Here is a 24,691-nt window from a genome sequence, read left to right on the forward strand (position 1 = left end):
ATCACCCGCGTGCCAGTGCGGCGACCAGGGCGGGGATGCCGGCCGACGCCGCCGCCACGTTCGCCAGCACCTCGTCCATGGTGATTTCCTCGTCGGTACCGCAGCCCGCCGCCCAGTTGGCGACGATGGCCAGGCACGCGTATTCCAGGCCCATTTCCCGCGCCAGACCGGCTTCCGGCATGCCGGTCATGCCGACCAGGTCGCAGCCGTCGCGGCGCATCCGACGGATCTCCGCGCGCGTCTCCAGGCGCGGGCCCTGGGTGGCGCCATAGCAACCGCCATCGACCACCGCGACACCGGCCTCGCGGGCGGCCGACAGGATCTGCTGACGAAGTAAATGCGTGTACGGATCGCCGAAGTCGACATGCAGCACGCCGCTGCCCCCGCTTCCATCGGTACCGTCTTCGCAGATCGTCGAGATGCGACCCCAGGTGTAGTCGATCAGCTGGTCCGGGCAGGCCAGCACGCGCGGTCCGCACGCATCGGTGATGCCGCCGACGGTGTTGAGCGCCAGCACGCGGGTGGCGCCGAGATCCTTCAGGGCCTGCAGGTTGGCGCGGTAGTTGACCTGGTGCGGTGGCACCGAATGGCCTTCGCCATGACGGGCGAGGAAGGCCACGCGGCGTCCGTCCAGCGTGCCGATGCGGACCGGGCCGGATGGCGCACCGAAGCGCGTCTCCAGTTCACGGGTCTCCACATCCTGCAGATCGGCGAGCCTGTAGACGCCGGTACCGCCGATGACGGCGAGCGCGATGTCGCCCATGGTCATTCCTTCAACGCGTAGATGCCCGGCAGGTTGCGGCCCTGCTCGTGGTAGTCCATGCCGAAACCGAACACGTAGCGGTCCGCGACCTCCAGGCCCACGTAGTCGGCGCAGATGCCGTCCACGCAGCGGTCGTGCCGCTTGGTGGTCAGCGCGGCGATGCGCACGTCGGTCGCGCCCTGCTCCAGGCACCACTGCCTGACCGCCAGCAGCGTGTGCCCTTCATCCAGGATGTCGTCCACCAGCAGCACGCGACGTCCGTACAGCGCCGTGGCCGGCCGGTGCTTCCACACCAGCTCGCCGCCGGTGGTCTCGCCGCGGTAGCGGGTGGCATGCAGGTAGTCGAATTCCAGATCCAGTCCCAGCGCGCCCAGTTCCAGGGACAACTGGCCGGCGAACGGCAGCGCGCCGTGCATGATGGTCAGGTAGACCGGCACTTCGCCCGCGTAGTCGCGTGCGATGGGCGCGGCCATCGCGGTGATGGCGCGATCGATCGTCGCGCGGTCGACCAGCAGGTCGGCGTTGGCCAGTGCTTCGGCCAGCTTCGGTCGCGGCGTACCCAGCGGTTCCATCACGCCACTCCCTTCATGTTGTCGATCACGCGCGCCTGCGCGTCACCATAGCGCGCGTCGGCAATCAGCCCGTCCCAGCCGAGGGCACCGCGGCCCAGGACGCCGAGCACGGCGGCGGTGTTCAGCGCGCGTCCTTCGACCGCCTTCAGCGACTCGTCGACCAGCTTCGGCGAGCACACCAGCACCACGTCGCAGCCGGCGTCCAGATGGTCGTGGATGCGCTGCTTCACGCCGCCGGCGGAGAACGCCGCGGCCATGCCGATGTCATCGGAGAACACGACCCCACGGAAACCCATCTCTTCGCGCAGGATCTTCTGGATCCAGAACGGCGAGTAGCCCGCCGGTTCCGGCGCGACGGCCGGGTACTTCACATGCCCCATCATCACCGCGTCGGCCTTGGCCTCGATGCCGGCGACGAACGGGACCAGGTCCTCGGCCCGCAGCACATCGAGCGGACGCGGATCGACGGCGTCATCGAAGTGCGTGTCTTCCAGCACCGTGCCGTGGCCGGGAAAGTGCTTCAGCGTGGCGGCCATGCCGGCGCTGTGCATGCCGCGCACGTAGGCCCGGGTGAACTCGGCGACGATCTGCGGATCGGCATCGAAGGCGCGATTGCCGATGGCGCGGTTGCCGCGCGCCAGGTCGACGACCGGCGCGAAGCTCAGGTCCACGCCGCTGGCGATGATCTCGCTGGCCATCAGCCAGGCGTGCTGTTCGGCGGCCTGCAGCGCCGCCTGCGGGTCCTGCGCATAGGCCTTGCCGAAGACCTCCAGCGCCGGCAGGTCGCTGTAGCCGTCGCGGAAGCGCTGCACGCGGCCGCCTTCCTGGTCCACGCAGACCAGCTGCGGGCGCGGCGCGGCGGCGCGGATCGCCTGCGAGAGCTCGGCGACCTGCGCGCGCGAGGCGAAATTGCGGGTGAACAGGATGACGCCGGCGACGGCGTCGTGCTGCAGCCAGTCGCGCTCCTGCGCGGTGAGTTCGGTGCCGGCGATGCCGATGACGAGCATTGCGGTGGAAGCCTCATGGGCGGCGCCCGGGGGCGCGGGGCCTGCATTGTCGCAGAAGCCCGCGCGGCCGTCAGACGACGGCGTTCATGCGGTGGACGCGCCGCCTCAGAGCGTTGCCAGCGTGCCGCGGACGTGACGGGCGTGCGCGGACAACGCGTCGCGCGTGGCCGGGTCCATGCGCGCGAGCTGCCGGTACGGCATCGCCAGGCGCGGATTGCGCCCCAGCGTGTCGCGGTTGCGGTGCAGGAAATCCCAGTACAGGGCATTGAACGGGCAGGCGCGGGCGCCGGTGCGCTGGCGACGGTCGTACGGGCAGCCGCGGCAATAGTCGCTCATGCGGTCCAGATAGGCGCTGCCGCTCACGTAGGGCTTGCTGGCCAGCAGGCCGCCATCGCCGAACTGGCTCATGCCCAGCGTATTGGGCAGCTCCACCCACTCGAACGCATCGATGTAGACGCCCAGGTACCAGCGGTGCAGCGCCTGCGGATCCAGCCCGGCCAGCAGCGAGAAATTGCCGATCACCATCAGCCGCTGGATGTGGTGCGCATGCGCCTGCGACAGCGACTGGCCGATGGCCTGGGCCATGCAGCGCATGCGCACCCGGCCGGTCCAGAACCAGTCCGGCAGCGGCGTGTCGTGTCCGAAGTGGTTCAACGCGACATACCCGGGCATCTTCGCCCAGTAGACCCCGCGTACGTACTCGCGCCACCCGAGGATCTGCCGGATGAAACCCTCGACCGCCGCCAGCGGTGCCCTGCCCTCGCGCCAGGCCGTTTCGGCGCGCGCGATCACCTCCGCCGGCCGCAGCATCTTGGTGTTCAGCGCAAAGGACAGCAGCGAGTGGAACAGGCGCGGTGCCTGCGTGCTCATGGCGTCCTGGTACTGGCCGAACCACGGCAGTGCGTGCTCGACGAAGGCCTCGAGGTCCGCCAGCGCCTCGTCGCGGTCCAGCGGCCAGCGCAGGGCTCCGGCCTGCGGGTCGCCGAAACTGGCGACGCCGGCCGCCTCGATGGTCGCCCACAGCGCGCGATGGTCGTGCGGCCTGCGCCAGTCCGCCGGTTCGGGGGGCGTACCGCCCCAGGCCGCCCGGTTGTCGTGATCGAAGTTCCAGCGCCCGCCGGCCGGCGTGCCATCGGGTTCGAGCAGCACGCCGTGCTTCTGCCGCATCGCGCGATAGAAGGTTTCCATGCGCCATTGCTTGCGCGCGCCGAACATTCGGCCCACCTCGTCGCGCGCCGCGAGGAAATGGACGTCGGCGGCGCGTTCGACCGCGATATCGAGGGACGCCGTCCATTGCAGGAGCTGCGCATCCAGTCGCCATTCGTCGGCAGGCTGGTAAGCGAACACGGTGGCGCCGTACGCCACCAGCAGGGCCTCGAGGTTCGTCGTCACCTGTTGCCGGTTGTCCGGATCGTCGATGGCGAGGTAGCGCACCCGGTGGCCGGCCGCGCGCAGACGATCGGCGAAGGCGCGCATGGCGGCGAAGATGGCCAGGATCTTCTGCGCGTGATGCAGCACGTAGTCGGTTTCCTGCCGCACTTCCATCAGCACATGGATCACCCCCGGATCGACCCGGGAGAACCAGGGATGCTGCGGGTCCAGCTGGTCGCCCAGCACCAGCCTCAGCGTGTGGGCCGGCGGCGGCGTCCGCCCGTGCGGCGTCACGCGCGGGCCTTGCGCTGTCGCCGGCAGCGTTCCGAGCAGTGCGCCACCTCGTCCCAGACATCGCGCCACTTGCGCCGCCAGGTGAACGGACGGCCGCAGGTGCGGCAGGGCTTGCGTGGCAGGTCGGATTTGCGGCGCATGGTCGGCGTGGCGGACATGTCGCCCTTCCTACGCGCCCCTGCGGTCGCCGGATGCGCCGCCGCCGGGTTCAGCTCCGCGGCCAGCGACGGTAGGGACGGCTGGCGAGCGCCAGGTTGTAGTAACGCGGATCGTCGGTGACCTCGTCGCCCAGCCAGTCGGGCCGCTCGAAGGCTTCGTCGGCATGGTCGAGCTCGATCTCCGCCACCACCAGGCCGGCGTTGTCGCCGAGGAACTCGTCCACTTCCCACAGGTGCCCCGCGTGGCGGACCAGGTGGCGACGCTTGTCGACCAGGCCTCCCACGCACAGCGCCAGCAGCGCGCGGGCATCGTCCACGGGAATCGGGTAGTCGAACTCCTGCCGCGTGTGCCCGAGTTCCCGCGATTTCAGGTTGAGGTAGGCCTGCTCGCCCTGGATGCGCACGCGCACGGAGGCCTTCTGTTCGCCACGATCCATCGCGCCCATGTCGTTGATGTAGCCCTGCGCCATCGGCACGACCTCATGCGCGGCGGCGCGCCAGGCGTCGCCGGTGACGAGGAATTTGCGTTCGATCTCTAGAGCCATGGGATTCGTGATTCGTGATTCGTGATTCGTGATTCGTGATTCGTGATTGGTGATTGGTGATTGGTGATTGGTGATTGTTACGAGAGTGTGCGCGAGTTTCGTCGTTTGAAAGTGCGGGATCCGCTTTTGCGAATCACGAATCACGAATCACCAATCACGCATCACCCATCACCGCCTCTCAAACAGCGCGATGGACTCGACGTGCGCGGTATGCGGAAACATGTCCATCACCCCCGCCGACACCAGCGTATAGCCCTGCTCGTTGACCAGGTACCCGGCGTCGCGTGCCAGCGAGCCGGGATGGCAGCTGACGTAGACGATGCGATCGAACTGCTTCAGCGGCAGCTGCTGCAGCACCTCGATGGCGCCGGAGCGCGGCGGGTCCAGCAGCAGCTTGTCGAAGCCTGTCCCGAGCCCGGTCGAGGGGCCCTGCCGCATCCACGCGCTGCCGCGCTGGTCCTGGGTCAGGTCGGCGGCGTGGAACTGCGCGTTCGCCAGGCCGTTGCGCTGCGCATTCTCGCGCGCACGCGCCACCAGCCCGGCATCGCCTTCCACGCCCACCACCTCGCCCACCAGGCGCGCCATCGGCAGGGTGAAGTTGCCCAGGCCGCAGAACAGGTCGAGCACGCGATCCTGCGGCTGCGGATCGAGCAGCTCGAACGTGCGCGTGATCATCTTCTCGTTGAGTGCGGCGTTGACCTGGATGAAATCCAGCGGACGGAACGCCAGCGACACGTCCCAGGGCACAAGCGAGAACGCCAGCTGCGGCGCCTCGGGCCACAGCGGATGCACGCTTTCCAGTCCGCCCGGCTGCAGGAAGACGGCAAGACGGCTGGCCTGGGCGAACGCCACCAGCTTCGCGCGATCGCCCTCGCTCAACGGCTGCAGGTGGCGGAACACCAGCGCGATGCCGCTGAAGTCGGCACTGGCGTCGCCGGCGATGAACTCGATCTGCGGGATGTGTTCGCGCGCGTCCAGGCTGTCGACCAGCGCGGCGAGGTCGGCCACCCGGCGGCCGATCTCCGGGATGACGGTATGGCACTCGGACAGGTCGGCGACGAAGCGCGGGTCCTGCTCGCGGAAGCCGACCAGGGTCTTGTCCTTCTTGTTGACGCGGCGCACCGAGAAGCGGCCCTTGCGCCGGTAGCCCCAGCTGTCGCCGGTCAACGGCGGCAGCACCGCCTTCGGCGTCACGTGGCCGATGCGCTCCAGGTTCTCGAGCAGCACGCGCTGCTTGGCTTCGATCTGGCGGGTCTCGTCCAGGTGCTGCAGCACGCAGCCGCCGCAGGTACCGAAGTGCGGGCAGCGCGGCGTCACGCGGTCCGGCGATGCCTCCAGCACGTCCAGCGTCCGCGCTTCGTCGAAATGGCGGTTCTTGGCCGTCTGTTCGGCCATCACCCGCTCGCCCGGCAGCGCACCCGACACGAAGACGGCCTTGCCGTCGCGTCGCGCCACGCCGCGCCCGTCGTGGGTCAGGTCGGTGATGCCGGCTTCAAAGGGGGTCTTGTCGATGCGGGGGGGACGGTTGCGTGCCACGTGGCGTCAGGCTGCGTGTATCTGGCGGGGCGGCATTGTCGCATGGCCACCGGCGCCGCTCGCCGGGGCTAAGATGCAGCCAGTCCGCAGGAAGCCCGACCATGCCCCTCGCCCACGGCACGATGCCTTCGATATTGCTGGTGGAAGACGACCCGATCAGCGTCCTCTTCCTGTCCGCCGCGCTGGAGGCCTTGCCGGCGCAGGTCCGCGTCGCGGAAAACTGCGCCCAGGCGATGGCGGCGGACGGGCCGTTCGATGCATGGCTGATCGACGCCAACCTGCCCGATGGCAGTGGGACGGCCCTGTTGCAGTGCCTGCGTGCGTCCAACGCGGCGCCGTGTGCGCTGGCGCATACCGCCGACACCGGCCTCGCGACGCGGGAGCGGTTGCTGCAGGCCGGTTTCGCCGACGTGCTGGTCAAGCCACTGTCGGCCCAGGCGCTGCGGGAGACGGTACGCGCCGCACTGACTGGCGCGGGCAACATCCTCCCGCCGGCAACACCGGACTGGGATGACGCCGCAGCGCTCGGCGCGCTCGCCGGCAACCGCGAGCACGTGGCGACCCTGCGGCAGTTGTTCCTGTCCGAGTTGCCCGCCGTCCGCAACGCTTGCCTCGATGCCTCCGCGCGCGCGGACGAGGTGGCGCTGCGCGCGCAGCTGCACCGGCTGCAGGCCAGCTGCGGCTTCGCCGGTGCCGCGGCGTTGGCGGACATCGCGTCGCGCTGGCATGCCGCGCCGACCGATGCGGCCCTGCGCGAGGCGTTCGCGGCGACCTGCGAGCGGCTGCTCGCGCCGACGTCCTGACGGCGTCAGTCGCTCGCGCTGCCCGGACGCTTCAGGCGGCCCAGTTCGCCGAGCATGTCCCACGATTTCAGCCCGCGCGGCCCCAGGTGGTGGGCGAGGACCGACCGCATCGGCAGGCGCAGGCTCGCCAGATCGTCGGGCGGCGGCATCACGTCTTCGGCCAGGGCCAGCAGCGCGCGACCGGTCGCGGCCTGGCGGCGTTCTTCGTGGCCGCGATCGCTGCGCAGCCGGCGCGGGCCGTGCTCGGGATCCAGCCGGTAGCGTGCCGCCGGATCGACCGGCTCACCGTCGCCATCGCAATCGAGTGCGAAGCCGAATCCCAACGCCTCGACCAGGTCGCGCTCGAAGCGGCGCAACGACCATGCCAGCCCTTCGCGCTGCCTCAGCTGTTCGCGCGCACGGGCAAAGGCATCGAACAGGTCGGGCACCGGGTCGTGGCGCGGCGCCAGCCGCAGCACCAGTTCGTTGAGGTAGAACGCGGCCAGCATGGCGTCGCCGGCCGGCTTCGGGGCGGCATCGAGGGCTTCGGCGCTCACCAGACGCGCCAGTTCGCCGCGCAGGTCGCCCTCCAGGCGGATGAGCTGCAGCGGCTGCAGGGCCGCGCGCAGGACGTGCTTTTTCGGCCCCTGCACGCCGCGCGCGACCAGGCCGAGCCGGCCGTGCTCGCGACCCAGCACTTCGACCAGCAGGCTGGTCTCGCGCCAGGGCCGCGCATGCAGGACGAAGGCGGTATCGCTCAGGCGCATCCGATCGGGCCCGACCGGCGGTTCACTCGTACCCGAACGCCTTCAGCGCGGTCTCGTCGTCGGACCAGCCTTCGCGCACGCGCACCCAGGTTTCCAGGAACACCTTGCGGCCGAACAGGTGCTCCATCTGCTGGCGCGCCTTACTGCCGATGTCCTTCAACCGGGCGCCGCCCTTGCCGATGACGATGGCCTTCTGGCTCTCGCGCTCCACCCAGATCACCGCGCCGATGCGGGCGAGTTCGCCCTTCGGCGATGCCTCGGTGGTGAAGTTCTCGATCTCGACGGTGGTGGCGTACGGCAGTTCGGCGCCGAGCTGGCGCATCAGCTGCTCGCGCACCAGTTCGGCGGCGAGGAAGCGCTCGCTGCGGTCGGTGATCTCGTCCTCGCCGAACATCGGCGGCTGCTCCGGCAGCAACGCCAGCAGATCCTTCACCAGCGCCTCGAGGCCGTTGCGCTTCAGCGCGGACACCGGATGCACGGCCGCGAACTCGCGGTCCTGCCCGACCTCGGCCAGGAACGGCAGCATCGTCGCCTTGTCCTTGATCCGGTCGACCTTGTTGACCACCAGCACCACCGGAATGCCGGCATCGCGCAGCACGTGGTAGGCCAGCGTGTCTTCCTCGTCCCAGCGGCCGGCTTCGACGACCATCAGGGCGGCGTCGACTTCTTCCAGCGCGCCGCGCGCGGCACGGTTCATCACCCGGCTCATCGCCGAGGCGGAGAACTTGCCCTGCTGCCTGTGCAGGCCGGGCGTGTCGACCAGCGCGATCTGTCCGGCCGGCCGGTCCTTGCCCGCCGCGAAGGTGGCGATGCCGAGCAGGCGGTGCCGCGTGGTCTGCGGGCGGTTGGAGGTGATGCTGACCTTGGCGCCGACGAGCGCGTTGGTCAGGGTGGATTTGCCCACGTTGGGGCGACCGATGACGGCGACGCTGCCGCTGCGGTGGGCGGGGGATTTACTCACCGTGGTACTCACTTCGAGATGTCGAGCTTGTCGAGCAGCGCCGCGGCGGCGACCTGCTCGGCGTTGCGGCGCGAGGTGCCCTCGCCGTCCGCCGTCAGCGGCGGATCCAGCGTGGTGCAGCGCGCGAGGAAGAGTTTGGCGTGGTCGTCGCCGCTTTCGGAAACCAGTTCGTAGACGGGCAGCGGACGCTGCCGTCCCTGCAGCCATTCCTGCAGGCGGGTCTTGGCGTCCTTCTCGGGGCGACCGACCGGCAGTGCCGACAGCGACGCCTCGAACCAGGGCAGCACCACGGCGCGACAGGTCTCGAAGCTGCTGTCCAGGTAGATCGCCGCGACCACGGCTTCCAGCGCGTCGGCCAGGATCGAGTCGCGGCGGTGGCCGCCGGATTTCATCTCGCCGGGCCCCATCGTCAGGCGCTCACCCAGTTGCAGGTGCCGCGCGATGGTCGCCAGCGAGGCTTCCCGCACCAGTTCGGCGCGGGCACGCGTCAGCGCGCCTTCGTCGGCCTTGGGCCACCGCTGGAACAGGGCCTCGGCGACGAGGAAGTTGACGATGCTGTCGCCCAGGAATTCCAGGCGCTCGTTGTGCGGCGCCCCCGCACTGCGATGGGTCAGGGCCTGCGCAAGCAGGCCCTGGTCGGCGAACACATGACCGATGCGGTCAACCGCCAAGCCCTTAGTCCGCGCCGCGACGCGTCATCGCCTGCTCGGCGTTGAAGTTGCCCACCACGTCCAGATTGCCCACCAGCGGCCGGCGCACCTCGTAGCTGACGCTCATGTTCCAGCCGCCTTCCATGCGCTCGATCTTCACGTCCGCAGGCTTGATGCTGTTGGAATAGTTCATGTTGAGGCGACGGAAGAACAACTCCTTCATCCGCCCCGGATCCATGTCCGCCACACCCTGCTCATTGGCCAGTCCCTTCAAAGAGGACTTGACCGCATAGTACTCCTGGTACATCGGGAACAGCCGCATGGCGACGTAGGCGGTGAAGCCCACCACGCCCAGCACCACTACAAAGCTCAACAACGTCATGCCACTTTGCTTGCGCTTCATCGTCATCCCCTTGTCCGTCCCCGTTAGCGTTGATCGATCACTCGATGCCGTTGCCGATGCGCGAGGCATCGAAACCATTCTTGCAGAACCAGCCTTCGCAGTTCAGCCAGACCAGGAACGCCTTGCCGCGCAGGTTCTGCTCGGGCAGGAAGTGCGTCTGGGTCCAGAAGCGACTGTCCTCGCTATTATCACGATTGTCGCCCATGACGAAATACTGGCCCTGCGGGACGACCCAGTCGCCCTGTCCCTCCGGGCGGCTGCGGTCCAGCCATTCCAGCACGGTATGCGGGCGTCCGGGCAGGTTTTCGCGCAGCAGGGCGGCCCCGGTCTCGCCGGCGCCGCTGCCGTGCCCCACGTAGCTGCCCATCTTCTCGTAGGTCAGCGGCTGGCCATTGATGTAGACCGTATCGCCATGGAAACCGATCCGGTCGCCCGGCAGGCCGATCACGCGCTTGATCCAGTTGTTCTCCGGGTCGTGCGGCGGCTTGAAGACCACCACATCGCCGCGCTTGGGCTCGCCGATGGCCAGGAACTTGCGGTTGTTGATCGGCAGGCGCAGCCCGTAGGAAAACTTGTTGACCAGGATGAAGTCGCCGATCAGCAGGTTCGGCATCATCGAACTGGACGGGATCTTGTACGGCTCGGCGATGAAGCTGCGCAGCACCAGCACCACGGCCAGCACCGGGAAGAAGGCACGCGAGTAGTCGACCAGCACCGGCTCCTCGTCCAGCAGCCCTCCCCTGGCCTGGCGTCGCTTGGCCAGGAACAGCCTGTCGGCCAGCCACACCACGCCGGTCAGCAGCGTCAGCACCACGAGGATCGTTTCAAACCAGACCATCTGTGTTCCTTCGGAACGGGATTCGAAATTAGGGAGTCGAGATTCGCGAGGGCGGGAGCAGTTGTTCGAATCCCGAATCCCGAATCCCCACTCCCGGCTTCATTACTTGCTGTCCACCTGCAGCACCGCCAGGAAGGCCTCCTGCGGAATCTCCACGCGGCCCACCTGCTTCATCCGCTTCTTGCCCTCTTTCTGCTTCTCGAGGAGCTTCTTCTTGCGGGTGATGTCGCCACCATAGCACTTGGCCAGCACGTTCTTGCGCATGGCCTTGACCGTGCTGCGCGCGATGATCTGCGAGCCGACGGCGGCCTGGATGGCCACGTCGAACATCTGCCGCGGGATCAGATCCTTCATCTTCTCGCACAGCTCGCGGCCGCGCCGGTCGGCGTGGCTGCGGTGCACGATCAGGCTCAATGCATCGACCTTGTCGCCGTTGATCAGCGTGTCCAGTCGCACGAACGGGCCAGGCTGGAAGCGCAGGAACGCGTAATCCAGCGAGGCGTAGCCACGGCTGACCGACTTCAGCTTGTCGAAGAAATCGAGCACCACTTCGGCCATCGGCAGCTCGTAGCTGATCTGCACCTGGCTGGCCAGGTACTGGATGCCGATCTGCGCGCCGCGCTTTTCCTCGCACAGCTTGATGATCGCGCCGATGTAGGCCTCGGGCGTCAGGATATTGGCGCGGATGATGGGCTCGCGCACCTCTTCGATCAGGTTGGACTGCGGCAGTTTGGCCGGGTTGTCCAGCGAAAGCACCGTGCCATCGGTCCTGAGGACTTCGTACACCACGGTCGGGGCCGTGCTGATCAGGTCCAGGTCGTATTCGCGCTCCAGGCGCTCCTGCACGATCTCCATGTGCAGCATGCCGAGGAAGCCGCAGCGGAAGCCGAAGCCCATGGCCTCCGAGCTTTCCGGCTCGAAGCGCAGCGCCGCGTCGTTCAGGCGCAGCTTCTCCAGCGCCTCGCGCAGTGCCGGATAGTCCTCGGCGTTGACGGGGAACAGGCCGGCGAACACGCGCGGCTGCATTTCCTGGAAGCCCGGGAGCGGACCCGGCGCCGGATCGCCGGCCAGTGTCAGCGTGTCGCCGACCGGGGCGCCGTGCACGTCCTTGATCGAGGCGGTGATCCAGCCCACCTCGCCGGCGCCGAGCTTCTTCAGCTCCTTGCGCTTGGGGGTGAACACGCCGACCTTGTCCACCTCGTGGGTGCGGCCGGTGGACATCACCAGGATCTTGCTCTTCGGCCCGATCTCGCCCTGCATCACGCGCACCAGCGAGACCACGCCCAGGTAGTTGTCGAACCACGAGTCGATGATCAGCGCCTGCAGCTTGTCGGTGTCGCGCGGCTGCGGCGGCGGGATGCGCTGGACGATGGCCTCCAGCACCAGGTCGACGTTGAGTCCGGTCTTGGCGCTGACGGCGACCGCATCGTCGGCGTCGATGCCGATGACGGCCTCGATTTCCCGCTTGGCACGCTCGATGTCGGCGGTCGGCAGGTCGATCTTGTTCAGCACCGGCACCACTTCCAGGCCCTGCTCCACCGCGGTGTAGCAGTTGGCCACGGACTGGGCTTCCACGCCTTGGGCGGCGTCGACCACCAGCAGCGCGCCCTCGCAGGCGGCCAGCGAACGGCTGACTTCGTAACTGAAGTCGACGTGGCCGGGGGTGTCGATGAAGTTGAGCTGGTAGACCTGCCCGTCCTTGGCCTTGTACGGCAGGGACACGGACTGGGCCTTGATGGTGATGCCGCGCTCGCGCTCGATGGGGTTCGAGTCGAGCACCTGCGCTTCCATCTCGCGGGCCTCGAGGCCGCCGCAGAGCTGGATGATGCGGTCGGCCAGGGTGGACTTACCGTGGTCGACGTGCGCGATGATGGAGAAATTGCGGATATTCCGCATGGAATCGGAGGACATGGGGGCGGCGGCCTGTGCCGTCGTCAGGAGAACGCGACATTATCGCATGGCCGGAGCACGGCCTGTCCTCCCGGCCGCGGCGCGGCTCGGGACGGGACATGGAATCGCCCCGCGGACGCGGGGCGATAGGCTGGGCCGGCGGTCAGTCCTTCTCGACCGTGACCGCGATGAACCGCGTCACCCCGCGGCTACGGACCAGCAGCATGACCGTGTCCCCGGCCTTGGCGGCCGCCAGTTCGCGGTCCAGCGCCGCCGGGCTGTTCACCTTGTTGCGACCCACCTGCAGGATGACCATGCCCGGTGTCAGGCCCGCCTCGCGGGCAGCGGCGCTGTCCACGCGGCTGACCAGCACGCCGTCGCCCGATTCCACGCCCAGGCGCTTGCGGCTATCGGCGTCCAGCGGCTGGGTCTGGATGCCGAGCGCGTTCCTGCCGGCCGGAGCCGCAGGAGAGGAAGGCGGTGTCGGCAGGGTCCGGGCGGCGCCCTGCTCTTCCTCCAACTCACTGAGTGTCACGGGTACCGTGACCATCTTCCCGTCCCTCAGCACTCCCAATGTCACCCGGGTGCCGGGCGCCATGGCGCCAATGATGGGTGGCAGCGCACTCGACTCGCTGACGTCCTGGCCATTCACGGACCGGATGATGTCACCCGGGCTGAGACCGGCTTTTTCGGCAGCACTGCCCACCAACACCTCGCTGACCAGCGCGCCTCGAGTATCGGGGGCGTTGAGGCCTTTTGCCTTGGCGGCATCCAATGCTCCGACCTGTACGCCCAGCTGCCCACGACTGACGCGGCCAGTGGACTTGAGCTGCTCCACCGCGCCCATCGCCAGATCGATCGGGATCGCGAAACTGATGCCCATGTAGCCACCGGACACCGAGAAGATCTGCGAATTGATGCCGACCACTTCACCGCGCGTGTTGAGCAGCGGGCCGCCGGAATTGCCCTGGTTGATCGCCACGTCGGTCTGGATGAAGGGCACGTAGCGCTGCTCGGGGGATGCGCTGCGACCGACGGCACTGACGATGCCTGCCGTGACGGAATGGTCCAGGCCCAGCGGCGACCCGATCGCCACCACCCACTGGCCCGGCTTGAGCGTGGTCGAGTTGCCGATACGCAGGGTCGGCAGCCCCTTGGCGTCCACCTTCAGCAGCGCCACGTCGTACTGCTGGTCGCTGCCGACCACCTTGGCGGTCAGTTCGCGACGGTCCGGCAGGGTCACCTTGACCTCGTCGGCACCGTCGACGACGTGGTGATTGGTCAGCACGTAGCCGTCGGCGGAAATGATGAAGCCCGAGCCCATCGACGTGCCGCGACGCTGCGGCCCCTGCTGGCCGGGGCCCGGCATCTGGAAACCGGGCGGCAGCATGCGCCGGAATATCTCGGGAATCTCGACGTCTTCGCCCGTCTGCGCCTGCGCGCTGCGGCGCGAGCCGACGGTCGCCTCCACGTTGACGACACCCGGCCCGACCTGTTCCACCAACTGGGTGAAATCGGGCAACCCAGTGACCAGTTGCGGTGCGGTCGATTGCGCCACGGCGGGCGCAGCGGACGCCACGGGCGCAGGCGCTTCGGCCTGCTGCGCACAGGCGGTGAGCGGCAGGGTGAGCATCACCAGTGCCAGCAGGTTGTGACGGGCGTGTAGGGTCATCGAATGCATGCCTCGACAAGAAGTGAACCGGAGTGTCGCGCGCATCCGGCACCGGGCCGCATGCGCGGAAGGTCAATCGCGCGGAGCGTCGACAGGGGCCGAGGACGGCGTGCCCGCCGGCAGACGCGGTTCGAACGGATAGAACGTCCGCGCCGCCGACTCCGCACTGTAGCCCGCGGTCAGACTGCCGCCGGCCGATGGATAGGCCGACAGCGCCGAGCGCGGCCACGGCCGGGAGGCCACGACGCCGGCATCCTGGGTCCCGTGCGAAAAGGGATTGGCAGGCGACAGCGGGGAGCCGGAGGCGGCAACCAGCGTGGGGGAGACCGCATCCCGCGGCATGCCCTGCGATGTGCCGTTCGCCCTTGCCGGCGTGTCCGCCCGCGCCACGCGCTGGGCGCTACGCGCGGCCTGCTGGCTGCGCGTCGCGCTGCGGCGCACGTTGTCCTGCCGTCGCGGCACGCTCGCCGCCACGGCCACCGCCGCTGCTGCGTAGGCTTCGGCATCCGGCGCCGGCGCCGACGGGGATTCCGGCACTGCGGCAGGCGTTGTCGACTGCGCCGAGGCCACCTGCGTGCCCTCGCCCACCGGCACGTCCTGCGGCGACTGCTGGCGTGCCATGAACAACGCCACCAGGGCCACGGAGGCCGCCAGCGCACCACCGCCCCAGCGGGCGAGCAGCGTGCGTGGACGCGCCGCCTGCGCCTGTGGCGCCGTCTGGGTGTTGGAAGCGGATCCGGCCGCGATCGCCTGCGCCACGCGCTCGGCGAAACCGGCCGGCGCCGGTGCGCGACCCTGCCCGCGCAGCACGTCGCCGCACAGCTGCCAGCGCTCCCAGCAGCCGGCCAGTTCGTGGTCGTGCTGCAGGCGGCGCAACAGGAAACGGGCCTCGTCGGCGGGCAGTTCGCCGTCCATCAGCGTGGAGAGCTGCTGGCGGTGATGGATGTCGAGCTTGTCGATGATCGGTGTCTCGTTGCGGGCGGTCATGAGCGGGCACGCTCCCGGGTTGCACTGTCGGTATCCAGCAAGGGACGCAGTTGTTCGTCGATGGCCTCGCGCGCACGGAAGATGCGGGAGCGCACGGTGCCGATCGGGCAGTCCATCTTCTGCGCGATCTCCTCGTAGCTGAGGCCTTCGACCTCGCGCAGGGTGATCGCGGTCCGCAGTTCCTCGGGCAGGCCGTCCACCGCCTTCATCACCGTCGCCTCCATCTCCTGGCGCATCAGTTCGCGCTCGGGCGTGTCGGTGTCGCGCAGCCGCGCGCCGATGTCGTACTGCTCGGCGTCGGCGGCATCCACGTCCGCGGTGGGCGGACGCCGGTTGTGCGCGACCAGGTGGTTCTTGGCGGTATTCACGGCGATGCGGTGCAGCCACGTATAGAACTGGGAATCGCCCCGGAAATTGCCCAACGCGCGATACGCGCGAAGGAACGTCTCCTGGGCCACGTCCTGGCTCTCGCTCCAGTCATGGACGTAACGCCCGATCAGCGCCACCACGCGATGCTGGTACTTGCGCACCAGCAGGTCGAAGGCCGCGCTGTCGCCGCGTTGCACGCGCCTGACCAGCTCGAGGTCCAGCTCCTGGGTTGGATCAACTTCGGCCATGCCGGGCCGCACTCCTGTCGGCTCGGCGTTGGCCGGGCCCTGTGACCGCGCTAGCGGGGGAAAGTTCAACGCCTTGTCCAAACCGTTGCCCTATCAAGAATTTAACCGGCGCAACGGGAACATCTCCCGTGCCGCGATCGCGCCCGTGACGGCGTCCTCGTTCCATATGTGGATTTGACGGGGACGAAACAACCTCGGGATGATAGCGGCCTTATCCATACGTGAACGGATGGTCCCCTGCATGGCCGCGAACTTCGATGGGCTGCGATTCAGTCACTGGCAGACCGAGCTGCGGGACGACGGCATCGTCGTGCTGGCCTTCGATCGCCAGGGCGCGAGCGTCAACGCGTTCTCGCAGGACGTGCTGATCGAACTGGCCGACATCATCGAGCGCCTGGCCATCGATCCACCCAAGGGCGTGGTGCTGCGCTCGGCCAAGGCCAGCGGCTTCATCGCCGGCGCGGACCTCAAGGAGTTCCAGGAATTCGACCGCAAGGGCACAGTGAACGACGCCATCCGCCGTGGCCAGCAGGTGTTCCAGAAGCTCGCCGACCTGCCCTGCCCGACGGTCGCCGCGATCCATGGCTTCTGCATGGGCGGCGGTACCGAGATCTCGCTGGCCTGCGACTACCGCGTGGCCAGCAGCGATCCGTCCACCCGCATCGGCCTGCCCGAGGTGAAGCTGGGCATCTTCCCCGGCTGGGGCGGCAGCGCACGCCTGCCGCGCCTGGTGGGCGCGCCGAAGGCGATGGACATGATGCTGACCGGCCGCACGCTGTCGGCCAGTTCAGCCAAGGCGATGGGCCTGGTGGACAAGATTGCCGAGCCCGCGGTGTTGATCGATGCCGCCGTCGCGCTGATCGGCTCGCGTCCGCCGCGCGCGTTCAAGCAGCGCTTCACCGGTTGGATCAGCAACAGCTGGCTGGCGCGGCAGATCCTGGCGCCGCAGATGACCAAGCAGGTCGCCCGCAAGGCGCCGAAGGCGCACTATCCCGCGCCTTACGCCCTCATCAACGTCTGGAAGACCGCCGGCGGCAAGGGCATCCAGGGCCGCCTGGACGCCGAGCGCAGGGCGGTGGTGAAGCTGGCCGGCACGCCGACCGCGCGCAACCTGATCCGCATCTTCTTCCTCACCGAACGCCTGAAGGGGCTCGGCGGGAAAGACCATGGCATCGCCAACGTCCACGTGGTCGGCGCCGGCGTGATGGGTGGCGACATCGCGGCATGGTCGGCCTACAAGGGCTTCAACGTCACCCTGCAGGATCGTGAGCAGCGCTTCATCGACGGTGCGCTGACGCGTGCGCAGGAGCTGTTCGCCAAGAAGGTCAAGGACGAGAGCAAGCGGCCCGCCGTGGCCGCGCGCCTGAAAGGCGACCTGGCCGGCGACGGTGTGCCGCAGGCCGACCTGGTGATCGAAGCGATCATCGAGAACCCGGAAGCCAAGCGCGATCTCTACCAGACCGTCGAGCCGCGCCTGAAGGCCGATGCGCTGCTGACCACCAACACCTCGTCGATTCCGCTGACCGAACTGCGCGAGCACATCCAGCGTCCGGCGCAGTTCGCCGGCCTGCACTATTTCAATCCGGTCGCGCTGATGCCGCTGGTGGAGATCGTCCAGCACGACGCGCTGGACGAGGCCAACGTCAAGCGCCTGGCCGCGTTCTGCAAGGCGCTGGACAAGTTCCCGGTGCCGGTCGCCGGCACGCCGGGTTTCCTGGTGAACCGCGTACTGTTCCCGTACATGCTGGAAGCCGCGACCGCGTATGCCGAAGGCATTCCGGGCCCGGTCATCGACAAGGCGGCGGTGAAGTTCGGCATGCCGATGGGGCCGATCGAACTGATCGACACGGTAGGGCTGGACGTGGCGCAGGGCGTGGGCGCGGAACTGTCGCCGTTCCTCGGCCTGCAACTGCCCGCGGCGCTGGCGACGGTGGAACCCGGCAAGCGCGGCAAGAAGGACGGCCAGGGCCTCTACAAATGGGAGAACGGCAAGGCGGTGAAGCCGCAGGTGCCGCAGGACTACAAGGCGCCGGACGACCTGGAAGACCGCCTGATCCTGCCGCTGCTCAACGAAGCGGTGGCCTGCCTGTACGACGGCGTGGTCGCCGATGCCGACCTGCTGGATGCCGGCGTGATCTTCGGCACCGGCTTCGCCCCGTTCCGCGGCGGCCCGATCGAACACGTCAAGGCCGTCGGCCCCGATGTGCTGCTGGAAAAGCTCAGGGCGCTGCAGACGCGCCATGGCGACCGCTTCGCGCCGCGGCCGGGCTGGGACAATCCGGTGCTGCGCGAACCGACGGTCTGATCCGCGCATGAAAAGGCCGCTCATGGAGCGGCCTTTTTCCTTCCACGCCCGGCGCCTGGCGCAGCCGTCAGCCTTCCGGCAAGGCCTGCGTCATGACCCAGTCTTCCTTCGGGTCGTCGCCGATGTAGAAGATGGACCTGCCGACGCTCTGGAACCCATGCTTGCGCCAGAAGCGGATCGCCTGCGGCGCGTCCTGCCAGACCGTGAGCCATACCGAACGCGAGCCGCGCAGCGTGGCGGCGGCCAGCAGGTGCGAGACCAGCATGGCGGCGATGCCCTTGCCGTGGAAGGCCTCGTCCAGGTAGATGCGCGCCAGTTCCACCGTGGGCCGCAGCACCACCTCGGTCGGCGGCACCGTGCCCCAGCGCAGCTGCGCATAGCCGGCCCACACGCCGTCCTGCTCGACGATCAGGGTGAGCGTGTCGGGGTCGCGGATCTCCTCGGCCTGGCGTTCGGGCGAATACATCGCCGCCACGTGCGCGGCCACGTTCTCGGGCGTGCTGCAGTGGCCGTTGGTGGCCAGGAACGTGCGCCGCATCATGGCGGACAGCTCAGCGGCTTCGGACAGCCGCGCGGGTCGGATTTCGGTTCTCATGCCCCGTGCATGTTACGTGCTTCATCGCCAGGAACAACGCAGCGGCAGGTCGCGGGCGGTCACGGACACCCGCCATCGCCTACCATGATGCGCCGTGTTCCGGACCCGATGCATGTTCCGCTGGCTGATCCTGTGTCTCCTGTTCGCCCTGTCCCTGCCTGCCCGCGCCGACGATGGCGACGAGGCTGCGGTGCGCGCCGTCTTCGCCGGTTACAAGGCGGCCGTACTGGCGCGCAAGGGTGACCGCGCGGCCGACCACGTCACCACCGGGACGCTGCGCGAGTACGCCCGCTACCGTGACCTGGCGCTTACGGCGTCGCGCACGCAGCTGGAGGCGCTGCCGATGAGCGAGCGCCTGCAGGTCCTGATCATCCGTGCCCGGGTACCGTCAACGGCACTGCGCACGATGGACGGCCGCGATGTCTTCGCCTACGCGGTGGACCGGGGATGGATCGGTCGCGAAGGTGTGGAGCGCAGCGAACTGGGCACGCTTCAGGTGGACGGTGACACGGCCGCAGCGCGGCTGAAGATCGGCAGGACCGAGTTGCCGGTCGATTTCGAGTTCGAGCGCGAGGCGACCGGCTGGCGCTTCAACCTGATTCCGTTGACGCTTATGAGCGAGGACGTGTTCCGCCAGCTGGCCCGGCAGAAGGGAGTCGGCGAGAACGCGATGGTCATGACGCTGCTGCGTGACCTGATGGAGACGCCGGTCGACGACCGCATCTGGGACGCACCGGCGCCGTAGCCGGACTCAGCGGCGGGCGAACACGTCCGGCGGCGCACGCACCGGGCTGCGCTCGGCGGCGATGTCGGCCATCACACCCAGTTGCGCGGAGAAATCGGTCAGCCTTGCCCAGACGTAGGGCTGCAGGTCGTCGGGTGCGCCGTCGTAGACCTGCCGCCACAACGCGTCCATGAACTCGCGCGGATCCTCGCGCAGCGCACCGTGTTCGATGCGTTGACCCGCGGCGGCCAGGATGGCCCGGATGTCAGCCAAGGTGTCCATGCGGCCAGCCTAAGCCGCCCGGATGCCTGTCGTGTGACACGAACGGACGATTTCCGACGACCGGTGCAGTTCTGTGAAGCCGGTTACTGATCGCAAGCCGCGAAGCCGCACTCCCTGCACACGTGCACGCGTGAATGACGCGCTGCGCAAGCGCGGCCCGGCAGTTCCTGGTGGTCAGGGCGTCGACGCCCGGATTGCCTCGCGGAACAGCCACAGCATCGCGCGCCGGTAGGTTTCGCCGATCGTCGCCGCATGGGTACCGTCCTGCATCGTCAGCAGGGACACCTGCCACGGCGCATCCGTCCCCGGTGCGCTCCAGTGCGTGGTCCAGTCGTGCGCGATGCGCTGCCGCTCGGCGGTGTCGCGCGTGCCGCTGGCCACCACCACGCGCAGGTCCTCGCGTGCATGCGGTCGCGGCGCTGCGAACAGGTGCTCGCGCGCCGGCCCGGGCGACGGATTGCTGGCGATCCGTCCCCAGAACAGGTCCGGGTCCTGCAGCGCCGACCACAGCACGAAGTAACCGGCGCGCGACTGCCCGATCAGGATCCGACGCGCCGGGTCGGCGGCATAGCGACGCTCGACTTCGGGCACCACCTGCGCGCGCAGGAACGCGAGGAAGCCCGGCGCCCCGCCCTGCTCTGCCGTGGTATCGCTGCCGGGCGCGGTGAAATCCACATGCCGCTTGTTGATGGCCGGGTCGAAACTGCCGTAGGCGATGCCGACGACGATGGCCTCCGGCAGCTGCTCGTCGTAGTGCAGGAACAGATGCGTCGGCGCCAGCAGTGGAAACAGGCTGTCGCCGTCCAGTACGTACACCACCGGGTAGCGCGTGGCGGACCCGGCCTCGTAGCCCTCGGGATAACGCACGTGGATGTGGTGGACCCGACCGGAACCCGGATCGGTCAGCGGGAAATAGTCGCCCTTCAGGGCAGGCAGGTGTTGCAGCGGCGCCAGGCTCGTCGCGGCATCGCCGGCCGCCGCCGCATGGACCGCCGCCGCCATCGCCATGCCCAGGCATACCAGAACGGACATCATTCCCTGCCTCATGCGTGCCTGTCTCCCGTCGCTGTCATCGTCCGGATTGCCGCCACCGCGGGCGGCGGGTGCCCGCGCATGGTCCCACACATCATCGAGCAGACCGGCATGGACCCGCCCGTCACGCGCGCCGGACGAGGCCTCCACCGACGCCAACCCATGCGGGGCGATCAGTCCTGCAGGCGGAACGCGCTTGAAAAACGCCGCTCGACGCCACTGAGCGGATCGATGAAGGCGACCTGTTCGGCCAGCAGTTGCAACGGCGCCACGTAGTCGCCGGCCGCGCGATGGCGCACCGACGGATACAGCGGATCACCGTCGATCGGCGCGCCCAGTGCCGCCATGTGCACGCGCAGCTGGTGTTTGCGGCCGGTGACCGGCGTCAGTGCGTAACGCCAGCGATCGTCGCCGCGCGCGATGACATCGATCCGGGTTTCGCTGTTCGCCATTCCGTCCGCTTCCTGCATGCGGAAGAACGGCTCGCCCGCGACGATGCGGCTGATGCGGGTGCGGGGGAACACGAGCTGCGGCAGCGCCGGCGCCATCGCCTGGTAGCGCTTTTCGATCCGCCGCTCGCGGAACAACGCCTGGTAGCGCGCACGACTGTCGGGATTGGTCGAAAACAGCACCAGCCCGGCGGTCTCGCGATCGATCCGGTGCAGCGGCGCCAGCGCCGGGTTGCCGGTACGGCGGATCAGCCGACCCAGCAGGGTTTCGTGGACATGGACGCCCGCCGGCGTCACCGGCAGGAAATGCGGCTTGTCGGCCACCAGCAGGTCGGCATCGAGGTGCAGGAGGGATTCGCCGAAGGGAATCGCCGGTTCGTCCACGACTTCGCGGTAATAGTGGATGTCCAGCCCGACGCGATAGGGCGAGCCGGGCGTCACCGGGTTTCCCTCGCCATCCACGACCCGGTGGCGCGTCATCCGGTCGATCCACTGCGCGCGAGGCACCGACGGAAACCGCGCGCACAGGCCATCCAGCACCGTCGACCACGCGCCGGGCGGCAGCTGCAGCGTGCTGGCCGCCAGTCCGTCGAGGTGGGGCAGCCGGATGCGTGCCGAACCGCGTCCGCGCACGGCGGCTTACTTCGCGAGGCCTGCGACGACTTCCGACACGCTCAGTCCCAGCTCGAGCTGCAGGCGTACGTATTCCCGCTCCTTGCGCGAAAGCGCGCGGCCCACGGCGATCCGCACGTCCTCGGCTTCCAGGATGCGCAGGATCCTGGGCATGGCCGAGCCGATGGCATCCTGGCCGTAGCCGGCTTCGCGCAGGGCGGCGGTCAGAAGGTCTTCGATGTCCATGCAGCATCCCGATCTGTTCAATGCCGCATTGTGCACCGGGCCGAGGACGGGCGAGACATCCTCGTGCGCGCTCGCCCTCCGGCGCCGATCAGCACCCCATCGGTGGCAGGAAGGTCACTGTCGACACCACCACCCAGGCGCCCCGCCGCAGGACTTCCACCCGCACGCGCACCGCACTGATCGCCACGAACGGCGATACCGTGCCCAGCGCATCGCCGTGGCCGATGCGCGGAATCCACATGTCGGCCTGCGCCGCGTCTCCTTGCGCCGCCGTGTGCGCACGCACCGCCGCGTCCAGCTCGGCCCGCGTGTAGTCCGGGAAGCAGTCTTGCTGTTGCGGCGACGGCGTCGGCAATACGAACGACACGGCGTCCAGCGCCCTGGCGGTCTGCCAGTCGGACCGGCAATGCTTCCAGTCGGTCAGGTCCAGGTGCGGGCCTTCCGCACTCAGGCCGAGGCTGGTTTCGTACTGCACGCGCACGCGCCAGCGTTCGCCCGCCACGGTCGGCTGCAGTTGCAGCGTGGCCCCGTAGACCTCGTCGCCCAGGTCCAGCGGCACGTCCAGCGACGCCGGCACCTCGCCCTCGTGCGTCCATCCGGTGAACGAATACTCGGTCCCCACGTGCGGCAACACGCGGATGCCCGAGAGGACCTGCGCCTGCAGTGGTGCGCACAGGACCAGCAGGAACAGCAGCGCCAACGCGCACCGCATCGACACGACGTCCCGCAGCTTCTTCATCCCTGCATCCCCGGACAGCCCGACCCTGCGGCCATGGTAGCGCCCCGGTGCGGCGCTCGCGTGTCGCGTGTCGACCGATGCCACAACCTGAACGCACCGCTGCCGTTCCCAAGGTTGCTTCACGGCGGCGTGACTCCGCGGGTCCTAGCTTCGCCGGAACGAGATGCGCACGACGCGCGGAGGAACACATGACGATGATCAGACTGCGGGCCACCGGCCCGCGCAGCGGGTTCGATGCCCTGCTGGCGGCCCTGCATGGAGTGGACGGCGTGGAGCACGTGGAAGAGGTCGCCGACCTGATGCCGCACATGGACGACGACGATTCCAGTTCCGCCGGCCTGTCCGACGCCATGCCCGGTGGCGATGTCCATGCCGTGGAAGTCGAAGCCGCCGCGTCGCGTGCCGACGGCGTGCGCGGCACCGCCGACGATGTCGCGGCCCGTTACGGGCTGGTGATCGAATACGTCGATACCTTCTGAGCGTCTTGGCCGGCCTGCACTACACCTCCGATGCGATGCCCGGCCTGCGCCGGCAGCGTCGGGGTCGCGGCTTCGCCTACGTCGATGCGCGTGGCCGGCCCGTCCGCGACGCCGCCACTCTGGCGCGCATCCGCCAGTTGGCCATTCCACCGGCGTATACCGACGTGTGGATCTGCGCCGACGCGCGCGGCCACCTGCAGGCGACCGGCCGTGATGCACGCGGTCGCAAGCAGTACCGCTACCACACGGCCTGGCAGGCCGAGCGCGGCGCCCGCAAGTACGACCGCCTGATCGCCTTCGCCGACGCGCTTCCGCGCCTGCGCCGGCAGGTGCGCGCCGACCTGGCGCTGTCCGGGTTCCCGCGGCCGAAGGTGGTCGCGCTGGTGGTCGCCCTGCTCGGCCACACGCTCCTGCGCGTCGGCAACGCGAGCTACCAGAAGGAGAATGGTTCCTACGGCCTGACCACGTTGCGCAACGTGCATGCGCGTTTCGTCGCCGGCAGCGAGGTGCGCTTCGCCTTCCGCGGCAAGGGCGGCAAGCCGCTGGAATCCAGCGTGTCCGATGCGCGCCTGGTACGCCTGGTGCGCCAATGCCGCCAGCTGCCCGGACAGGCGCTGTTCCAGTACCGCGAGAACGGCACCGTCCACCGCATCACCTCCAGCGACGTCAATGCGTATCTGCAGCAGCACCTGCAGGGCCCGTACACCGCGAAGGACTTCCGCACCTTCGGGGCCACCCTGCTCGCCTTCCGCACGCTGGCGGGCGTGGCGCCTCCGGCCGGGGGCGAAGACCCGCGGCGCACGCAGGTGAAGCTGGCGGTACTGCGCGCCGCCGCCGATCTGCTGGGCAACACGCCACGCATCTGCGAGAAGAACTACGTGGACCCGCGTGTCTTCGCGGGCTGGGAAGCCGGTGAACTCCAGCGCGCCACCCGCAACGCGAGCGGGCCCCGGCAGTGGGAACGCGCAGCGATCCGCTACCTGCGACGTGCGCGGGCATGACGACGCGGACAGGACCGGTCGCAGCGCGACCGGCCCCGCGCATCACATGGTATGCGTGGGCTTCTCGCCGCTCAGGCTGCCGGCCAGCATGGTCTCGATGCGGTTCTTGATGGCTTCGCCTTCGCCGTTCTCGGCGAACTGCACGCCGATGCCGGCCGCGCGGTTGCCCTGCGCACCGACCGGCGTCACCCAGACCACCTTGCCGGCCACCGGCAGGCGGTCGCTGGATTCGGGCAGGGTGAGCAGCAGGAAGACCTCGTCGCCGAGGAAGTAGCGCTTCGGCGTGGGCACGAAGATACCGCCGCCCTTCACGAACGGCATGTAGGCGTTGTAGAGCGCGGCCTTGTCCTTCACCGCCAGCGACAGGATGCCCTGCCGTCCACCTGCTGCATTCATTCCCGTCTCCGTGTTTCC

At 68.8% G+C, this 24,691-nt stretch carries 28 protein-coding genes; 5 read left to right on the top strand and 23 right to left on the bottom strand.

The features are described from left to right. Window position 1: 1 nt before the first annotated feature. The 7 genes from VGN58_RS04970 to rlmD form a co-directional block, all read right to left on the bottom strand. A complete protein-coding gene (locus tag VGN58_RS04970) occupies window positions 2-763 on the bottom strand; it encodes an S-methyl-5'-thioinosine phosphorylase (protein WP_327482215.1) in 762 nt (253 codons plus the stop codon). 2 nt (window positions 764-765) lie between these two features. Beyond that, window positions 766-1,335: a hypoxanthine-guanine phosphoribosyltransferase gene (locus VGN58_RS04975; RefSeq protein ID WP_327482216.1), complete on the bottom strand. Its 570-nt coding sequence runs from the start codon at window positions 1,333-1,335 to the stop codon at window positions 766-768. Beyond that, complete coding sequence (gene nagZ, locus VGN58_RS04980) at window positions 1,335-2,342, bottom strand: beta-N-acetylhexosaminidase (RefSeq protein ID WP_327482217.1); 1,008 nt, start codon at window positions 2,340-2,342, stop codon at window positions 1,335-1,337. The genes VGN58_RS04975 and nagZ overlap by 1 nt, the downstream gene beginning before the upstream one ends. Before the next feature lie 105 nt (window positions 2,343-2,447). Further along, window positions 2,448-4,007, bottom strand: coding sequence for a cryptochrome/photolyase family protein (locus tag VGN58_RS04985; protein ID WP_327482218.1), 1,560 nt, complete (start codon window positions 4,005-4,007; stop codon window positions 2,448-2,450). After that, a complete protein-coding gene (locus VGN58_RS04990; RefSeq protein WP_414710751.1) occupies window positions 4,004-4,165 on the bottom strand; it encodes a DUF2256 domain-containing protein in 162 nt (53 codons plus the stop codon). Before VGN58_RS04990 ends, VGN58_RS04985 begins: the two co-directional genes overlap by 4 nt. Window positions 4,166-4,215: 50 nt before the next feature. Continuing rightward, window positions 4,216-4,710: a CYTH domain-containing protein gene (locus VGN58_RS04995; RefSeq protein ID WP_327482219.1), complete on the bottom strand. Its 495-nt coding sequence runs from the start codon at window positions 4,708-4,710 to the stop codon at window positions 4,216-4,218. 168 nt (window positions 4,711-4,878) lie between these two features. After that, window positions 4,879-6,246, bottom strand: a complete 1,368-nt coding sequence (gene rlmD, locus VGN58_RS05000) for a 23S rRNA (uracil(1939)-C(5))-methyltransferase RlmD (protein WP_327482220.1) — start codon at window positions 6,244-6,246, stop codon at window positions 4,879-4,881. A gap of 101 nt (window positions 6,247-6,347) precedes the next feature. Between rlmD and VGN58_RS05005 the strand changes: the two genes are divergently transcribed. Next, a complete protein-coding gene (locus VGN58_RS05005) occupies window positions 6,348-7,049 on the top strand; it encodes a response regulator (protein WP_327482221.1) in 702 nt (233 codons plus the stop codon). Window positions 7,050-7,054: 5 nt separating this feature from the next. Here the strand turns inward: VGN58_RS05005 and recO are convergent, their stop codons facing one another. The 9 genes from recO to rpoE all read right to left on the bottom strand — a co-directional run bounded on the left by recO (window position 7,055) and on the right by rpoE (window position 15,813). Next, on the bottom strand, window positions 7,055-7,795 hold the full coding sequence (recO, locus tag VGN58_RS05010; protein ID WP_327482222.1) for a DNA repair protein RecO: 741 nt from the start codon (window positions 7,793-7,795) through the stop codon (window positions 7,055-7,057). A 22-nt stretch (window positions 7,796-7,817) separates the two neighbouring features. Continuing rightward, window positions 7,818-8,756: a GTPase Era gene (gene era, locus VGN58_RS05015; RefSeq protein ID WP_327482223.1), complete on the bottom strand. Its 939-nt coding sequence runs from the start codon at window positions 8,754-8,756 to the stop codon at window positions 7,818-7,820. An 8-nt stretch (window positions 8,757-8,764) separates the two neighbouring features. Then, entirely contained in the window at window positions 8,765-9,427 is a 663-nt protein-coding gene (gene rnc / locus VGN58_RS05020) for a ribonuclease III (protein ID WP_327482224.1), read from the bottom strand. Window positions 9,428-9,431: 4 nt separating this feature from the next. Continuing rightward, on the bottom strand, window positions 9,432-9,809 hold the full coding sequence (locus VGN58_RS05025; RefSeq protein WP_327482225.1) for a DUF4845 domain-containing protein: 378 nt from the start codon (window positions 9,807-9,809) through the stop codon (window positions 9,432-9,434). A 37-nt stretch (window positions 9,810-9,846) separates the two neighbouring features. Then, the gene (gene lepB / locus VGN58_RS05030; RefSeq protein WP_327482226.1) at window positions 9,847-10,647 is read right to left on the bottom strand and encodes a signal peptidase I; all 801 of its coding nucleotides are present in this window, start codon (window positions 10,645-10,647) and stop codon (window positions 9,847-9,849) included. A 102-nt stretch (window positions 10,648-10,749) separates the two neighbouring features. Next, window positions 10,750-12,558, bottom strand: a complete 1,809-nt coding sequence (gene lepA, locus VGN58_RS05035; RefSeq protein WP_327482227.1) for a translation elongation factor 4 — start codon at window positions 12,556-12,558, stop codon at window positions 10,750-10,752. Window positions 12,559-12,700: 142 nt separating this feature from the next. Then, window positions 12,701-14,209 carry a DegQ family serine endoprotease gene (locus VGN58_RS05040; RefSeq protein WP_327482228.1) on the bottom strand — a complete coding sequence of 503 codons (1,509 nt, stop codon included), beginning with the start codon at window positions 14,207-14,209 and terminating at the stop codon, window positions 12,701-12,703. Between the two features lie 72 nt (window positions 14,210-14,281). Then, the gene (locus VGN58_RS05045) at window positions 14,282-15,196 is read right to left on the bottom strand and encodes a sigma-E factor negative regulatory protein (protein ID WP_327482229.1); all 915 of its coding nucleotides are present in this window, start codon (window positions 15,194-15,196) and stop codon (window positions 14,282-14,284) included. After that, entirely contained in the window at window positions 15,193-15,813 is a 621-nt protein-coding gene (rpoE, locus tag VGN58_RS05050; RefSeq protein WP_327482230.1) for an RNA polymerase sigma factor RpoE, read from the bottom strand. The genes VGN58_RS05045 and rpoE overlap by 4 nt, the downstream gene beginning before the upstream one ends. 241 nt (window positions 15,814-16,054) lie before the next feature. Here rpoE and VGN58_RS05055 point away from each other — a divergent pair, with 241 nt between their 5' ends. After that, the gene (locus VGN58_RS05055; RefSeq protein ID WP_327482231.1) at window positions 16,055-18,118 is read left to right on the top strand and encodes a 3-hydroxyacyl-CoA dehydrogenase NAD-binding domain-containing protein; all 2,064 of its coding nucleotides are present in this window, start codon (window positions 16,055-16,057) and stop codon (window positions 18,116-18,118) included. Between the two features lie 67 nt (window positions 18,119-18,185). Here the strand turns inward: VGN58_RS05055 and VGN58_RS05060 are convergent, their stop codons facing one another. Then, window positions 18,186-18,713 (bottom strand): GNAT family N-acetyltransferase, encoded by a 528-nt coding sequence (locus VGN58_RS05060; protein ID WP_327482232.1) that lies wholly within the window; start codon window positions 18,711-18,713, stop codon window positions 18,186-18,188. Window positions 18,714-18,825: 112 nt separating this feature from the next. Here VGN58_RS05060 and VGN58_RS05065 point away from each other — a divergent pair, with 112 nt between their 5' ends. After that, a complete protein-coding gene (locus tag VGN58_RS05065; protein ID WP_327482233.1) occupies window positions 18,826-19,458 on the top strand; it encodes a hypothetical protein in 633 nt (210 codons plus the stop codon). Between the two features lie 6 nt (window positions 19,459-19,464). Here the strand turns inward: VGN58_RS05065 and VGN58_RS05070 are convergent, their stop codons facing one another. The 5 genes from VGN58_RS05070 to VGN58_RS05090 form a co-directional block, all read right to left on the bottom strand. Next, the gene (locus tag VGN58_RS05070; protein WP_327482234.1) at window positions 19,465-19,719 is read right to left on the bottom strand and encodes a hypothetical protein; all 255 of its coding nucleotides are present in this window, start codon (window positions 19,717-19,719) and stop codon (window positions 19,465-19,467) included. Between the two features lie 174 nt (window positions 19,720-19,893). Further along, window positions 19,894-20,754 (bottom strand): alpha/beta hydrolase, encoded by an 861-nt coding sequence (locus VGN58_RS05075; RefSeq protein WP_327482235.1) that lies wholly within the window; start codon window positions 20,752-20,754, stop codon window positions 19,894-19,896. 170 nt (window positions 20,755-20,924) lie between these two features. Next, window positions 20,925-21,833, bottom strand: coding sequence for a pseudouridine synthase (locus VGN58_RS05080; protein ID WP_327482236.1), 909 nt, complete (start codon window positions 21,831-21,833; stop codon window positions 20,925-20,927). Window positions 21,834-21,839: 6 nt separating this feature from the next. After that, on the bottom strand, window positions 21,840-22,058 hold the full coding sequence (locus tag VGN58_RS05085) for a polyprenyl synthetase (protein WP_327482237.1): 219 nt from the start codon (window positions 22,056-22,058) through the stop codon (window positions 21,840-21,842). An 88-nt stretch (window positions 22,059-22,146) separates the two neighbouring features. Then, window positions 22,147-22,797: a hypothetical protein gene (locus VGN58_RS05090; protein ID WP_327482238.1), complete on the bottom strand. Its 651-nt coding sequence runs from the start codon at window positions 22,795-22,797 to the stop codon at window positions 22,147-22,149. A 188-nt stretch (window positions 22,798-22,985) separates the two neighbouring features. Here VGN58_RS05090 and VGN58_RS05095 point away from each other — a divergent pair, with 188 nt between their 5' ends. Beyond that, window positions 22,986-23,276 (top strand): hypothetical protein, encoded by a 291-nt coding sequence (locus tag VGN58_RS05095; protein ID WP_327482239.1) that lies wholly within the window; start codon window positions 22,986-22,988, stop codon window positions 23,274-23,276. Between the two features lie 5 nt (window positions 23,277-23,281). Then, entirely contained in the window at window positions 23,282-24,277 is a 996-nt protein-coding gene (locus VGN58_RS05100; RefSeq protein WP_327482240.1) for a DNA topoisomerase IB, read from the top strand. Window positions 24,278-24,319: 42 nt separating this feature from the next. Here the strand turns inward: VGN58_RS05100 and VGN58_RS05105 are convergent, their stop codons facing one another. Then, entirely contained in the window at window positions 24,320-24,673 is a 354-nt protein-coding gene (locus VGN58_RS05105; RefSeq protein WP_310160847.1) for a PilZ domain-containing protein, read from the bottom strand. Window positions 24,674-24,691: the final 18 nt, after the last annotated feature.

This window comes from Pseudoxanthomonas sp. (assembly GCF_035999195.1).
GTDB lineage: Bacteria > Pseudomonadota > Gammaproteobacteria > Xanthomonadales > Xanthomonadaceae > Pseudoxanthomonas_A.